Source organism: Yoonia sp., assembly GCF_036007805.1.
Lineage (GTDB): Bacteria > Pseudomonadota > Alphaproteobacteria > Rhodobacterales > Rhodobacteraceae > Yoonia.
Window position 1 is genome coordinate 1 of sequence record NZ_DASYOK010000347.1, and the last position, 14,092, is coordinate 14,092.

Here is a 14,092-nt window from a genome sequence, read left to right on the forward strand (position 1 = left end):
GAAATACGGGCTCTTGCCCTTGCGCCACGGGGCCAGAGCGCCATCAGCAATTTTCAGGGTCACATCGGGCACAACAAGCTGTTCGTCGAAAAAGAGCTCGACCCCCAGACCGTCACAGGACGGGCAGGCACCGAATGGCGCGTTAAACGAGAACAGGCGCGGTTCAATTTCAGGAATAGTGAAGCCGGACACTGGACAGGCGAAGTTTTCCGAAAAGGTAAGACGCTCGGGTTCACCCTCTTTGGGCGCGGTTTCGAGAATTGCGATTCCATCGGCCAGATCCAGGGCCGTGCGGAAGCTATCGGCCAACCGTGTCTCAAGCCCTTCGCGCACAACAATCCGGTCCACGACCACATCAATATCGTGGCGGAACTTCTTATCCAGCGTCGGCGGTTCATCCAGTTCATAGAACTGCCCGTCCACCTTCACACGCTGAAAGCCCTGCTTGCGCAGATCCAGAAACTCTTTGCGATACTCTCCTTTCCGGTCCCGAATAATCGGCGCCAGCAGATAGCCGCGCGTGCCTTCTTCCAGAGCCATGACGCGGTCGACCATATCCTGCACCTGTTGTGCTTCAATCGGCAGGCCGGTGGCGGGGCTGTAAGGGGTGCCGGCACGGGCAAACAACAGGCGCAGATAGTCGTAAATCTCGGTGATGGTGCCGACGGTCGAACGCGGGTTCTTTGATGTTGTCTTCTGCTCGATCGAGATCGCAGGGGACAGGCCGCTGATGTGATCGACGTCCGGCTTTTCCATCATATCCAGAAACTGGCGCGCGTAGGCCGACAGCGATTCAACATAGCGCCGCTGCCCTTCTGCATAGATCGTGTCGAACGCCAGAGACGATTTGCCGGATCCCGACAGGCCCGTGATCACCACCAGCTGATCGCGCGGAATATCCACGTCGATGTTTTTCAGGTTATGCTCGCGCGCGCCGCGCACTTCGATATTCTTCAGTTCAGCCATCTCGACCCCCAGAGCCTACAGACATCAGATAGCAGTCCCGCAGCGAACCGCCAGCCCGTCTTGGGAACATTCGTGCAACATTTTGCAGAATTCTTCGCCAAAGGACAGACCAGCCTTCACGCAGCTTGGCAAAAAACAGCCACGCCATCAGGCATAGACAGCGAGGAGACACGCAAGCGCGGAGCCGATAGTTTCACTTTCACAATAAAGTTTAATCTATTTACTTTCAATGAGTTAGATCGGATTTCTTATGTTAAGTCAGGCCCATTGGCCGACGCAACACGAAAGGAAAACGACCATGAAAAAGACACTGATTTCTGCAGCAGCGCTCACCATCCTCGCCGCACCCGCATTTGCCGCAGGCCACGCAAGCCCCGCCTCGGGCTATGGCCTGACGAACGATGGCCGCACGCTTGTGATGTTTCCCGGCCTTGTCGAGGCAGGCACATCCGTTGATCTCTCCACCCCCGTTGACGCCATCGCCTACCGCCCTGTGACCGGAGATGTGATCGGGATCACCCGTGATGGCATGGTCTACGGGATCGACACCGTCACTGGCGCGGTCACGGCCATGGATAACACCGTCGCCCCCGAGGTGATGATCGGGGCAGATGCCGCGATGGGCTTTGACTTCAACAACCAGATCGACGCGGTGCGCGCCGTCACGACCGACGGGGTGAACCTTGTCTACTTCCCGATGGGCTTTGGTGACATGGACGCGCGCGCGAACTCGGTCCTGCGCTTTACCGATCTGGCCTATGCCGCCGGTGATGCCAACGAAGGCAGCGCGCCCATGATCTTTGCCAACGCCTACACCAATGCCATCAACGGCATGACAGCATCAGAAACCACGCAATACGCGCTGGACGCCGAAACCAACGCGCTGGTCACACTGGCCAATAACGCGGGCACTCTGACCACGGTTGCTCCGATCACGATTGACGGTGCAGTTGCCGATCTTTCGGTGATGGGCGGTTTTGAAATTGTCTCGCCTGCCGAGGGCGAAAACATGGCCTATGCCATTTTGATGCTCGCGGGTGCGGATACATCGGGTCTCTACAGCATCGACCTGACAACAGGTGAAGCGACCATGATGGCCGATGCAGGCATGCGCGCCTACACAGGTTTCGCTGCGATGCTGCCGAACTAGGGTTTATACCCGCAACAAAAAACCCGCCCTTTTCGTCAAGGGGCGGGTTTTGCACGGCGTACGGTGGATCTTGATCCACCTTACATGTGGATCACACGGTCGTAGGCATCCAGCACGCTTTCATGCATCATCTCTGACAAGGTTGGATGCGGGAAGACGGTGTTCATCAAGTCTTCCTCGGTCGTCTCCAGCTGACGCCCCACTACATAGCCCTGAATCAGCTCAGTTACTTCGGCACCCACCATATGCGCGCCCAACAGCTCGCCTGTTTTGGCATCAAACACTGTCTTGATCATGCCCTCGGGCTCACCAAGGGCAATCGCCTTACCGTTGCCGATGAAGGGAAAACGCCCGACCTTGATGTCATAGCCCAGCTCTTTGGCCTTCGCCTCTGTATAGCCAACTGACGCAACCTGCGGATGGCAATAGGTACAGCCCGCGATGCTTTCCGGCTTGACCGGATGCGCGTGTTTGCCCGCAATCAGGTCGGCAACCATCACCCCTTCGTGGCTGGCCTTATGCGCCAACCAAGGCGCGCCTGCGATATCGCCGATCGCATAAAGCCCTTCAACATCGGTGCGGCAGAATTCATCGGTGATCACATGGGTGCGGTCAATCTTCACGCCCAGTTCTTCCAGCCCCAGACCTTCCACATTGCCGACAATCCCCACAGCGGAAATGACCGTGTCGAATTCCATTTTCTCGGTTTTGCCACCTGTCTCGATATGGGCGGTGACTTTGCCTTTGCCGCGATCAAGTTGCTTGACCGTGGATTTCTCCATGATCTTCATGCCTTGCTTGACGAACTGCTTCTTGGCAAAGGCCGAAATCTCGGCGTCTTCCACAGGCAGCACGCGGTCCATGACCTCGACCACAGTCGTGTCAGCGCCCAGCGTGTTGTAGAAGCTGGCAAATTCAATCCCGATCGCGCCCGAGCCGATCACCAAAAGCTTCTTTGGCATTTTCTTGGGCTGCAAGGCATGCCGGTAGGTCCAGACCAGATCACCATCGGCCTCGAGGCCCGGCAATTCACGCGCCCGCGCACCCGTGGCCAGCACGATGTTCTTGGCTGTCAGCTCATCGGTGCCCTTTGCACCCTTGACGCTGACTTTGCCTTTGGCGGGGATCGTGGCCTCACCCATAAAGACGGTCACTTTGTTCTTTTTCATCAAGTGACCGATCCCGCCCGACAGCTGCCCCGCAACCGCGCGGCTGCGCTTGACCACCGCATCCAGATCATAGTCAACGCCCGTGGCTTTGAGCCCGAATTCCTTGGCGCGGTGCATCAGGTGGAATACTTCCGATGATCGCAGCATCGCCTTGGTCGGGATACAGCCCCAGTTCAGACAAATCCCGCCAAGGTTCTCACGCTCGACAATGGCAACCTTCATGCCAAGCTGTGAGGCACGGATTGCCGCTACATAGCCGCCCGGTCCGGCACCAATTACAATCAGGTCAAAGTTCTGTGCAGCCATGGGTGGGCCCTCCAATTCGAAATTTAGTTGAACACTAAACTATTTCCCGGACGACCTCTAGTGACCTTAGGTCATAACGGCCAACCGGTGAGCGCAACGGCGCTATTTTGCGGCTTCCTGCTGCGCACGATAGGCCGCACCATAGCCGCCACGATCCAGAAACGCCTGCTCAGCCGGGGTTGTTTTGCGCCCCAAGGCATCATTGCGATAGGGGAAACGGCCAAAATCGCGGATCACGGCGCGATGCGCGCAGGCATGATCACGGTTGCCCGCACCATGCTCGGGCATACGTGTATGGATCAGGCGCACTGCGCGATCCTGATCCGAAAGATTCTCGGCATGCATCAAGGGCAGATAGAAAAACTGGCGGGCAGGTTCGTCAATTTTCATATCCCAGTCGCGCGCAATCGCCATCTTGGCTGCGGCCCGCGCAATCCCGTCCGTGGCAAAGGCCTCGCGTTTTCCGCGAAACATATTGCGCGGAAACTGATCGGTCAGAATGATATAGGCCAAGACACCCGACGGATATGTGAGCCAAAGACCGTAGGCGCCTTCGGTCGCTTCCTGCCACGCCACCCCAAACCTGTCCCGGATCAACGCGTCAAACGCAGGATCACTCTTATACCAGTCGGCAGGCGTACACTCGTCCAGCCAAAACGCCAACACCTCTTCGGGGGTTACCACGGCACTGCTCCTTGATGATCCTCACTCCTGCCCCATTGCAAACAGACTAATTGGTGCCTGACAAGTGTTTAGAAGGTCACATCATCTTGCGAAATGACATGAGAGGTCGGCTTGGTGCCGCTGGATCACGTTTGTGTCGCCTCTTCTTCGAGTTCGACCTCTTCGATATACATCTCTTGCGCCAACTCGGCCGCAACAGGTGTGGAAGCCGCAGAGACCGGCGCATAGGGGACAGTCACGCTCTCGGTCTCAAGATGTTCGCGGCTCCGCTGAGTTGCGCGGTAGATACCGTAAAAGCCCACAGACGCCATCAAAACGGCTGTAAATAACCAGAACCCGTTGTCACCGATGCTATCCATAATGAAGCCCACGGTCAGCGGTCCCGCAATCGCCCCCACCCCGTTGATGAACAACAACCCGCCCGAGGCCGCCGCCATATCCTCTTTCTCGAGATAGTCGTTGGCATAGGCGATGAGCAGCGCATAGAGCGGGTTTGACATACCGCCCACGATGGCCCCGCTGATCACGATCAGCACGTAATAGCCGGGCACAAGGAAGGCGATCATTGATCCCGCCGCACCGATCAGGGAAATCCACACGATCAAGGCGCGCCGATCCATCCGGTCCGACAGCCACCCGATCGGATACTGCAAGATGAGTGCTGCAATATAGATCGCCGAAATAAACAAGGAGATTTCGGACACCGTCAGCCCCACACGGCTGCCGTAAACCGCCGACATGCCGAACTGCGCCGAAAACACACCGCCCAGCATGAACATCCCGAAACAGGCCAGCGGTGACGCCTTGATCAAATCACGCAGCTTCATCGGTTTTGTGGATGCAAAGGCAGGCATCGGGCGCACCGACAAGAGCACAGGCGCAAAAGCCAACGACACCAGAATGGACGGGATGATAAACAGGACATATCCCGAGATATCCCCCTGGCTGACAATCCACTGCGCAAACACGATCCCCGCCATCTGCGTGATCATGTAAAGCGACAGGGCTTTGCCGCGGTTTTCATTGCTCGACGCATCGTTCAGCCAGCTTTCAGCGGTGATATAGACCCCGCAAAAGCAAAACCCGATGATCACGCGGCCAATGGTCCAGGCCCAGGGCTCAATCAGTACCGGATAAGCGACAAGCACCGCCGAAATCATTGATCCCAGCGCAGCAAAGACCCGCACGTGACCGACACGGCGGATCAGCTCGGGCGTGTAGCGCGAGCTGAACAAAAACCCCAAGAAATAGGCCGACATGACGATCGAGAGTTCAAAGGTGCTAAAACCCTCTGCCTCGCCGCGCAGACCCAGAAGCGTACCTTGCAGGCCATTGCCCACCATCAACATGAACATGCCGACGAACAAAGCCCAAGAGCCGGTAAAAACCTGAAACATGACACGCCCTTTCAGCACAGCAAGAACCGTGCAATGTCACGATTCTCCTAAGAATTCATCACAGAAGCGACAGGGCCTCAACCATTCACGCCTTCTCGCACGGGCAAGAGAAGCGAGCTGTCACCATAGGAAAAGAAGCGGTAATTTTCCGCAATCGCATGGTCATAAATCGCACGAATGTTGTCCGTGCCCATCAGCGCTGACACGAGCATCATCAGCGTTGATTTCGGCAAATGGAAATTCGTCATCAACCCGTCCGCCATTTGGAACCGGAAGCCCGGGGTGATGAAAATATCCGTGGGCCCCGTCCAAGGCTGCATCTTGCCATCCTGCACCGCGCTCTCGATCAGGCGCAGCGCCGTTGTACCCACAGGGATCACACGGTGTCCTGCGGCCTTCGTTGCGTTCATCTCTGCCGCGGCCTGCGGCGTGACCTCGCCCCATTCGGCGTGCATCTTGTGATCGCGCACATCATCTACCTTCACCGGCAGGAACGTGCCCGCGCCAACATGCAATGTGACATGGGTGAATTCCACCCCCCGCGCGGCCAGCGCCGCGAGCAAGGGGCCGTCAAAATGCAGTGACGCGGTCGGGGCCGCCACCGCCCCGCTATGACGCGCCCAATAGGTCTGGTAGTCCTGCTTGTCCGCGTCGTCCGCAGGGCGCTTGCCCGCGATATAGGGCGGCAAAGGCATCGCCCCCACCGCATTCAGCGCCGCATCGAAATCATCACCTTTGAGGTTGAATTGCAGATACCCCTGCCCGTCGCCGCGCCCGACCACTTCGGCGCTTAATTCATCCGAGAAGACAATCACCTCGCCATCGCGCACCTTTTTGAGCGACTTGATCAGCGCAGACCACGCGCCATCCGCCCGCGGTTCCAGCAAGGTGACATCCATCCGCGCCGCCGTCTCGCCGGCCTCGCCACTACGATGACGGACGCCGAACAGACGCGCAGGGATCACTTTGGTATCGTTCAGGATCAACCGGTCGCCAGGCTGCAAAATGTCTGGGAGCTGATTGACAATCCGGTCCTCGATGGTCGTCCCCTGCGCCAGCAGAAGCCTTGCCGATGAGCGCGGGCGCGCTGGCCGCGTGGCAATCAAGTCTTCAGGAAGGTCAAAATCAAAGTCGCTGAGTTTCATTGGGAAAGATCCGGTGCTGGCCTGCGAAAGATCTCGCGGAACATCCCCGGTGTGAGTGCCGACAACGGGTTCACAGCCACTTGCGGCGCGTCAGACGTGCCGCCAATGTTGAAGTTGAACCCGATCAATCCCTCACCCCTGCGGGTCAGGAAAGAACCGATACTGTTGACCAGATAAAATGGTGACACGACGCCCTGCAGATCAATCTGTTTATTGGCCAGCGTGTAGAGGCCGTCCACCGAAATGCCAAGCCCCGGACCGACCGCACTGGCCTGCGACACGATCACCTGTTGGGGCGTCAAACGGAACCGCGCATCCATTTCGTCAAAGGCCAGCCCCTGCCCGTCCAATTGCTGCAATAGCCCGACAACGCTGATTGCATCCAGCAAGGCTGCAATGGCAGGCGCATCGCGCACACGGATGTTGCGCACCCGCAGGGTCCCGTCAAACGTACCCGGGCCGATTGCGGGCAAAAGCGTGAGTTCCGCCGTGCCACCCACCGCGTTGCGCATCAGGCCTGCCGCGCGCAGAACGCCGCCCGCATCATCGCTGCGCAACTGCACCGCAGAGCGGCCGTCGCGCGGGGCCACCGCGCCTGCGATACCTGTCTCACCGTTGATCTGCCCCGTAAATTCGCCGCGAAATCCGCCCTGACTGCGAAAATCGCCACGGAAGTTTGTCAAAGCGACCCCTTCGGTCACCTGCAAGCGATCCAGCGTAATCTGCACGGGTCCGCCATTCTGCTGCGCACCGCCAAAAGCCGCGTTGCGCAGATCAAGCGTGCCGCCGTTGATCTCGACGCCCACAGGTTGGCCCACGCCGCGTCCGCGCAGCGTCAGCGGTGCATCAAACCAATCGCCGACGCGGAACTGGGTGAACTGTGCGGACCGCAAGCCGCCTGCAGGATCAAGCGTGAGACGCCCCGCAGCTTGCAGGCCACCGCCAGCGATCTCGAGCGTGTCAAGAGACGGCACCGGACCCAAAACCCCCGCAATCAACAGGTTCCCCGACGTTCCCGGCCCTTTGGACCACCCGATCGCCGGGATCGCCACCGTCAGACCCTGCAAGTCAGAACGCAAACTGAATGCCGGCGGACGCCCGGGCTGAAAATCAACCGCAAGCGCGCCTGTGCCATTGCCCCGGATCGTGCCGGGCGGCAGCGCGATGTCGAACTCATCCAGAAATGCCTGCGACAGCGCAACATCCGCTGTCACACGGCTACCCGGACGGTCTGGATCACCAAAACGCTGGTCCCAGACGCCCACCCCCGTCACATCGCCAATGCGCACCGGACCGGCGATATTCAGGCCACTTCTGTTTGCTGTCACCGTCAGACGGGGCGCCGCAAATTGACGGCCTGCAATCAGCACATCACTGCGCACATTGCGCAACTGCGATGCCATCTCGAAAAGTACGGTTTCAGGTGCGGGGCGTGGTTGCAAAGGCCACGTAATTTGGCCTTCGGTCAAGGCGCGCCCGTCCCCGAGTGTCACCGGCAGATTGGCCTTGTCCATATAGGCAAAAGGCTCTTGATTGAGCACCGACAGGGCGGCTGTCAAAGAGCTATCAATCTTGAGGTTCAGGATCGCGGGCGACGGGTTCAGCCGCATATCCACGATTGTAAAAGCCGATCCGGCCAGTTGCATCGGCCCGCCCTGTGGCGCATTCACGACGCCATCATCCAATCCGACAACCAACCGGCTGTCCGCGATACTGGCAGAACCGCGCGCATCGGTGACAGATGGGATGTTGCGCAGAAACTTGATCGACGTGTCTTCAAATTCAAAGTCCACCGCAAACTGCGCCGCGCGCTCGGGTGCAATTCGCAGTCCCATATCCACGTCAAACAAGCGCCCGTCTGTCAGGTTGTTGCTCACCCATTGCCGCGTACCCGGTTTCATCGTCAGCGGCCAGAAGGACACAAGCCGCTCCGGCGTGATCGCTGCAACCTGTGCATCCAGCGCCAGTTGCCAGCCCGCGTCAGTCGCTGCCAACGCACCGCTGGCATCAAGTCGCACATCACCGTCCGTCATCACCGCCTGCCCGATCTCCACCGAGAAGGGCTCGAACCGCAGACGCATATCAATCGACGCCTCTGTGATCTCAGGTGGTGCGTCAAAGAAACCCGGCGGGTTCAGCGCCACATCGCGAAAGCGGAACTGCGCCAATGAAGCACGCGGCAAGCCATCGCGGAATTCACGCAAATATGCATCACCCTCGGCACGCAAACTGCCCCACGCGGTTTCCAGCGACACCTCGCTGAAGGCGATGAGGTCGCGCACAGGATCATAGGTAAAATAGGCCTTGGCATCATCAAAGGCGATAGGCTCGGTCGCAGGGTTTGGCTGCAAGACACCGGTCCCGATTTCAAGGAAAGCATTCAGCGGCCCAAGGGCCCCGTCTTCGTCCAGCCCCGTGCGCAAAGCTGCCGTGATCGGGGCCTGGACACCCTGCAACCATCGCAGCGCGGGTGATTGCGCGGCGATGTCGCTGGCCGCGGCATTGGTCAGGTTGATGGCCACCTGCGCCGCACGGCTGCCGCGCGGGCTGAGATAAGAGAGGGTTACACCAGTCACATCCGCACGGCCCGACAACAATGAAAAATTGCCATTGATCGCGGTTTGTTCGTCACGCAGATCAAGGGTCACACTTCCGCCGTCGACGATCCAGCTGCGCCCCGCGCGCGCATCATCAAAGTTTACGATCAGTCCGTCCGCCCGCACAGTCTCAAGCGCCTCAAGTGCTGGGCGTTCAAAAACGCGGTCAAACTGTTCAAGCAATTCAGGCAAAGACCGCGCCTGCCCCAAATCACCGCCCCCCGCCGTCAAGGCAAAAGACACCGAGCCGTCGCGCGCGCGGCGCAAATTCACCTGTGCCCCGATCAGGCGCACATTCTGCATCAGGAGCTCTTGTTGCAGGATCAACCCGCGCGGCGAAATCCCCCCCTCAACCAGCGGCACCCGCGTGAGCGTTAAACCGCCGGCATCCACCAGGCGCGTATCCATAAGACGCACAGTCGGGTGCAGGTCACGGCCGATCCGCACGGTAATCGCCCCGAACTCAAGACTGCCGCCTTCCAAAAGCGCGTCTGCCCGCGCCTCGATGCGTTCCGTGATCCAGCTGGGCGCCGTGATATCACGGTCAATGACCATGACTGCAGCTGCGGCCAGAAAAACAAGGGGCATCATACAGACCACAAACACCGCCCGCAGCCAGAACACCCAAGGGCGCATCCCTTTGGGCCTTGCGGGCTTGGTCGGGTTTGGGTCGGTCTCTTCGGTCATTATGGCCTTATCTTGCGCAGCACGGGGCGCGCTTTGCTCTTTATCTTTGCCTGTCATGACCTAAAACAAAACCAGGAAAGTGAAACACAAAAAGGACGCCCCTATGACACAGCCCGCAATCGGTGACACAGCCCCCGACTTCAGCCTGCCCCGCGATGGCGGCGAGATCGTGAACCTTTCCGATTTCAAAGGCAAAAAGGTCGTGCTCTATTTCTACCCCAAGGACGACACCCCCGGCTGCACGAAAGAGGCCATCGGCTTTACCGATATGGTTGATGCCTTTGCTGCCGAAGACACCGTGGTGCTTGGCGTCTCGAAAGACAGCGTCAAAAAGCACGACAAATTCGTGGCCAAACATGACCTGAAAATCGCGCTTTTGTCGGATGAAGAGGGCGATGTCTGTGAACGCTACGGCACATGGGTTGAAAAGAGCATGTACGGCAAAACCTACATGGGCATTGAGCGGACCACCTATCTGATCGGTGCCGATGGCAAGATTGCCCAAGCGTGGCGCAAGGTCAAAGTCCCCGGCCACGTCGAAGCCGTACTCGAAGCGGTCCGCGCGGCGTGACCCTGACAGAGATGGCCGTCGCGGTGCTGACCACCGCCGACGGCCGCGCCAAGACCGCCCTGTCCCGCCAATATGCCGCGCGGTGGCAGGCCGCCCGCGCCGCGGGCGAGGTCATCGCGATCGGCACCGCCACGCCGCCCTTGCGCCCTGCGCGGCCCGCAAGACCGGAACTGCTTGATCCCCGCGACGTCCCCCACCGCAAACCGGGCACCGAGGCGGGGCGCATCGCGCTGCTGCACGCCGTCGCGCATATTGAGTTGAACGCGGTCGATCTGCACTGGGATATCATCGCGCGGTTCTCGGACACGCCGTTGCCCTCGGGATATTACGACGATTGGGTCAAAGCGGCAGATGAGGAATCCAAGCACTTCAACCTGATGTGTGACTGTCTTGAAGAATTGGGCAGCCACTATGGGGCCCTGCCCGCCCATGCGGGAATGTGGCGCGCGGCCGAAGACACGGTCGATGATCTGATGGGGCGGCTTGCTGTCGTGCCCATGGTGCTTGAGGCACGCGGGCTGGATGTGACGCCCGGGATGATCAAGATTTTCAAACAGGCCAAACTCACCTCTGCTGTCGCGGCACTCGAAACGATCTACGCCGAAGAAGTCCACCACGTGGCCTACGGGTCCAAATGGTTCCACTTCCTGTGTGGCCGCCATGACCTTGACCCTACCGGCGTGTTCCACGATCTGGTCCGCAAGTATTTCCACGGCAATCTCAAACCGCCCTTCAATGAGGAAAAGCGCGCCGAGGCCGGGATCCCTCCGGATTTCTACTGGCCACTCGCCGGAACAGGCCCTGTTTCGGCGGGTTCTTCCTGAGATCGGCAAAACCCCGCCCAGAAGCGTATTAGCGCGGGATATCCGTAGAAAAATCTGCGCAAATTTCTTGCAGCCCAAGACAGAGGCACTTAAACGGAAACGGATCACTGCTGGCGAGGCACCGGCGCAAGTTAACTGGACAGGACAGGCACCAACGTGAGATCACGCATAACAGCACGTATTCATGGCGTATTGGAACGGTTTTTCCCTGAAAGACGTTTGTTCCTGCGCTCCGACAGTGAGACGCGCTTTATCCGTCTGACATCCGAAACACAGCTGGTGGCATGGACCGGCAGCATCATCGTCGTCGCCTGGACAATCATCGCCACTGCTATTTTGTTGATGGACAGCATCGGTGCCGGAAATTTCCGTGCACAGGCGCAGCGCGATCAGCTCACCTATGAACAACGCCTGAACGCCCTTTCCGCCGAACGCGACGCCCGCGCGATGGAGGCACTGGCCGCACAGGAACGCTTTACCTCTGCGCTGCAACAAATCTCGATCATGCAGTCCGAACTGCTGGCCACCGAAGAAAAACGCCGCGAGCTGGAAACCGGTCTTGAGGTTGTGCAGGCCACCTTACGCGATACGATGCGCGCCCGCGAAGAGGCCCGCCGCGAAGTTGCGGCTCTGTCATCGGAGAACGGAAACGAAGGCTCCGCCTCGATCAGCGATGACGCGGTAGGCACCGTCGGGCTGCTGGCCTCGGCCCTTGCCGATACAGCATCAGAGCGTGACCAGATCGCCGCAGATGCCGAATTCGCTATCGAGCAGGCCGAAGAGATGCAGCTTGAACTGCGGCTCTTGCAAGAACGCAACGACCAGATCTTCCGCCAGCTGGAAGAGGCGATGCTGGTCTCTGTCGAGCCGCTTGACGACATGTTTCGCGCCGCCGGCATGAACCCCGATAATCTGATCGAACAGGTGCGTCGTGGCTATTCCGGCATGGGCGGGCCGCTGACCCCAATCCAGTTCTCCACGCGCGGTGGTGATCCAGACCCCGACGCACTGCGCGCCAATGCGATCCTGACAGCGATGGACCGCATCAACCTTTACCGGATCGCCGCTGAAAAAGCGCCCTTCTCGATTCCGGTAAAGTCGAACTTTCGGTATACCTCCGGCTTTGGGCCACGCTGGGGGCGGTTACATGCAGGTACTGATTTTGCCGCGCCCATCGGCACACCAATCTACGCCACCGCCGATGGTGTGATCACCCATGCCGGTTGGTCGTCCGGATATGGACGGTTGATCAAGATCCAGCATGACTTCGGGATCGAAACACGTTATGCCCATCTTAATGCAATGGATGTACGCGTCGGCCAAAGGGTCTCGCGCGGCGAGCGAATTGGTGCTATGGGGAATTCTGGTCGCTCGACCGGACCCCACCTTCACTACGAGGTCCGTGTGAACGGCAACCCCGTCAACCCCATGACTTATATAAGAGCTGGACAAGATGTTTTCTAAATCCAAAATCAACGAACCCGGACCGGCAGCGTCCGACACTGACACCTCCAAAGGGACGGACACAGCCAAGCCCGCAGGTTCTGATTTCAAGGCATCTGCAACGCCAAAGGCAAAGCCGGCTCCGTCTGTGCTGTCCTCTGATCTGCTGATCACCGGCAACCTGAAGACAACCGGTGACATTCAGGTCGAAGGCCAGGTTGAGGGCGACATTCGCGCCCACCTGCTGACCGTCGGCGAAGGTGCTACTGTCAAAGGCGAAGTGGTTGCAGACGATGTTGTCGTGAATGGCCGCGTTGTGGGCCGTGTACGCGGCCTCAAGGTCCGCCTGACATCCACCGCACGGGTCGAGGGTGATATCATACACAAGACCATCGCGATTGAATCAGGTGCGCACTTCGAAGGTTCTGTGCAACGTCAGGACGATCCGCTGGCGTCCGGTTCTTCCAAGAAGATGCCGACGACAGCGCCGACAGACGCCAAGTCGTAAGACAGAATATTTTTACATCAGGGCGTCCTTCCAGGCGCCCTTTTCGTTTCAGGCAACAACCTTGCGGTAAAGATGCCATGTCGCATGGCCAAGGATCGGCAAGACCACCATCAGTCCCAGAAACCACGGCAAAAGCGCCAGCAGTGACAGCACGGCGATGATCATCGCCCAGACCAGCATCACAAAGAGGTTCTCGCGCACGGCCTTCATGCTGGTCAGCATCGCGGTGACGAAATCCACCTCGCGGTCCAGCACCAAGGGCAGGCTGACCACTGTCATCGAGAACAATAGGAACGCCAGCACTGCCCCAACCCCCAACTCCACTCCGATCATCATCAGACCGCTTGGCGTCAGAAACACCTCGTAGCTTTCGCTGATATTGGTCATGGTGGTCAGCCCCATGAAAAGCGCAAAGATCATATGCGCCAGAAAGGTCCAGAACAGGAAATAGATGACAATGATCGCACCCAGCCACGGCAATTGCCGTGTGCGTTCATTCCAGACAATGCCCAAGATCGCCCGCCATGCAAGCGGTTGGCCCGCCTCCATCCGGCGACTGACCTCATAAAGCCCTGCCGCTGCAAAAGGCGCGATCAGCGGAAAGCCAAGTGATGTGGCCAAGGTCCAGCTCACATGCCCTGCCCC

General features: G+C 58.9%; 11 protein-coding genes and 1 pseudogene. 5 read left to right on the forward strand and 7 right to left on the reverse strand.

Features of this window, described 5'->3' with window-relative positions:
- Positions 1 to 966: pseudogene (locus VGP75_RS18265) on the reverse strand (excinuclease ABC subunit UvrA); the annotation flags it as partial.
- Positions 967 to 1,264: 298 nt separating this feature from the next.
- Between VGP75_RS18265 and VGP75_RS18270 the strand changes: the two are divergent.
- The gene (locus VGP75_RS18270) at positions 1,265 to 2,116 is read left to right on the forward strand and encodes a DUF4394 domain-containing protein (RefSeq protein ID WP_327545016.1); all 852 of its coding nucleotides are present in this window, start codon (positions 1,265 to 1,267) and stop codon (positions 2,114 to 2,116) included.
- An 80-nt stretch (positions 2,117 to 2,196) separates the two neighbouring features.
- On the opposite strand, the gene lpdA is transcribed toward VGP75_RS18270, so the two are convergent.
- From lpdA to VGP75_RS18295, 5 genes are all read right to left on the reverse strand, one after another.
- On the reverse strand, positions 2,197 to 3,591 hold the full coding sequence (gene lpdA, locus VGP75_RS18275; RefSeq protein ID WP_327545017.1) for a dihydrolipoyl dehydrogenase: 1,395 nt from the start codon (positions 3,589 to 3,591) through the stop codon (positions 2,197 to 2,199).
- A gap of 102 nt (positions 3,592 to 3,693) precedes the next feature.
- The gene (locus VGP75_RS18280; RefSeq protein ID WP_327545018.1) at positions 3,694 to 4,275 is read right to left on the reverse strand and encodes a DUF924 family protein; all 582 of its coding nucleotides are present in this window, start codon (positions 4,273 to 4,275) and stop codon (positions 3,694 to 3,696) included.
- A 125-nt stretch (positions 4,276 to 4,400) separates the two neighbouring features.
- Positions 4,401 to 5,672: an MFS transporter gene (locus VGP75_RS18285; RefSeq protein ID WP_327545019.1), complete on the reverse strand. Its 1,272-nt coding sequence runs from the start codon at positions 5,670 to 5,672 to the stop codon at positions 4,401 to 4,403.
- A gap of 77 nt (positions 5,673 to 5,749) precedes the next feature.
- The gene (gene queA, locus VGP75_RS18290; RefSeq protein WP_327545020.1) at positions 5,750 to 6,817 is read right to left on the reverse strand and encodes a tRNA preQ1(34) S-adenosylmethionine ribosyltransferase-isomerase QueA; all 1,068 of its coding nucleotides are present in this window, start codon (positions 6,815 to 6,817) and stop codon (positions 5,750 to 5,752) included.
- Positions 6,814 to 10,101: a YhdP family protein gene (locus VGP75_RS18295; protein ID WP_327545021.1), complete on the reverse strand. Its 3,288-nt coding sequence runs from the start codon at positions 10,099 to 10,101 to the stop codon at positions 6,814 to 6,816. The genes queA and VGP75_RS18295 overlap by 4 nt, the downstream gene beginning before the upstream one ends.
- Positions 10,102 to 10,204: 103 nt before the next feature.
- Here VGP75_RS18295 and bcp point away from each other — a divergent pair, with 103 nt between their 5' ends.
- The 4 genes from bcp to VGP75_RS18315 all read left to right on the forward strand — a co-directional run bounded on the left by bcp (position 10,205) and on the right by VGP75_RS18315 (position 13,447).
- Positions 10,205 to 10,672 (forward strand): thioredoxin-dependent thiol peroxidase, encoded by a 468-nt coding sequence (bcp, locus tag VGP75_RS18300; RefSeq protein ID WP_327545022.1) that lies wholly within the window; start codon positions 10,205 to 10,207, stop codon positions 10,670 to 10,672.
- 11 nt (positions 10,673 to 10,683) lie between these two features.
- Complete coding sequence (locus tag VGP75_RS18305) at positions 10,684 to 11,496, forward strand: ferritin-like domain-containing protein (protein ID WP_327545026.1); 813 nt, start codon at positions 10,684 to 10,686, stop codon at positions 11,494 to 11,496.
- A 156-nt stretch (positions 11,497 to 11,652) separates the two neighbouring features.
- The gene (locus VGP75_RS18310; RefSeq protein ID WP_327545023.1) at positions 11,653 to 12,960 is read left to right on the forward strand and encodes a M23 family metallopeptidase; all 1,308 of its coding nucleotides are present in this window, start codon (positions 11,653 to 11,655) and stop codon (positions 12,958 to 12,960) included.
- Positions 12,950 to 13,447 carry a bactofilin family protein gene (locus tag VGP75_RS18315; RefSeq protein ID WP_327545024.1) on the forward strand — a complete coding sequence of 166 codons (498 nt, stop codon included), beginning with the start codon at positions 12,950 to 12,952 and terminating at the stop codon, positions 13,445 to 13,447. Before VGP75_RS18310 ends, VGP75_RS18315 begins: the two co-directional genes overlap by 11 nt.
- Before the next feature lie 48 nt (positions 13,448 to 13,495).
- On the opposite strand, the gene VGP75_RS18320 is transcribed toward VGP75_RS18315, so the two are convergent.
- Positions 13,496 to 14,092: DUF2189 domain-containing protein (locus tag VGP75_RS18320; RefSeq protein WP_327545025.1), on the reverse strand; the 597-nt coding region annotated here is incomplete at its 5' end.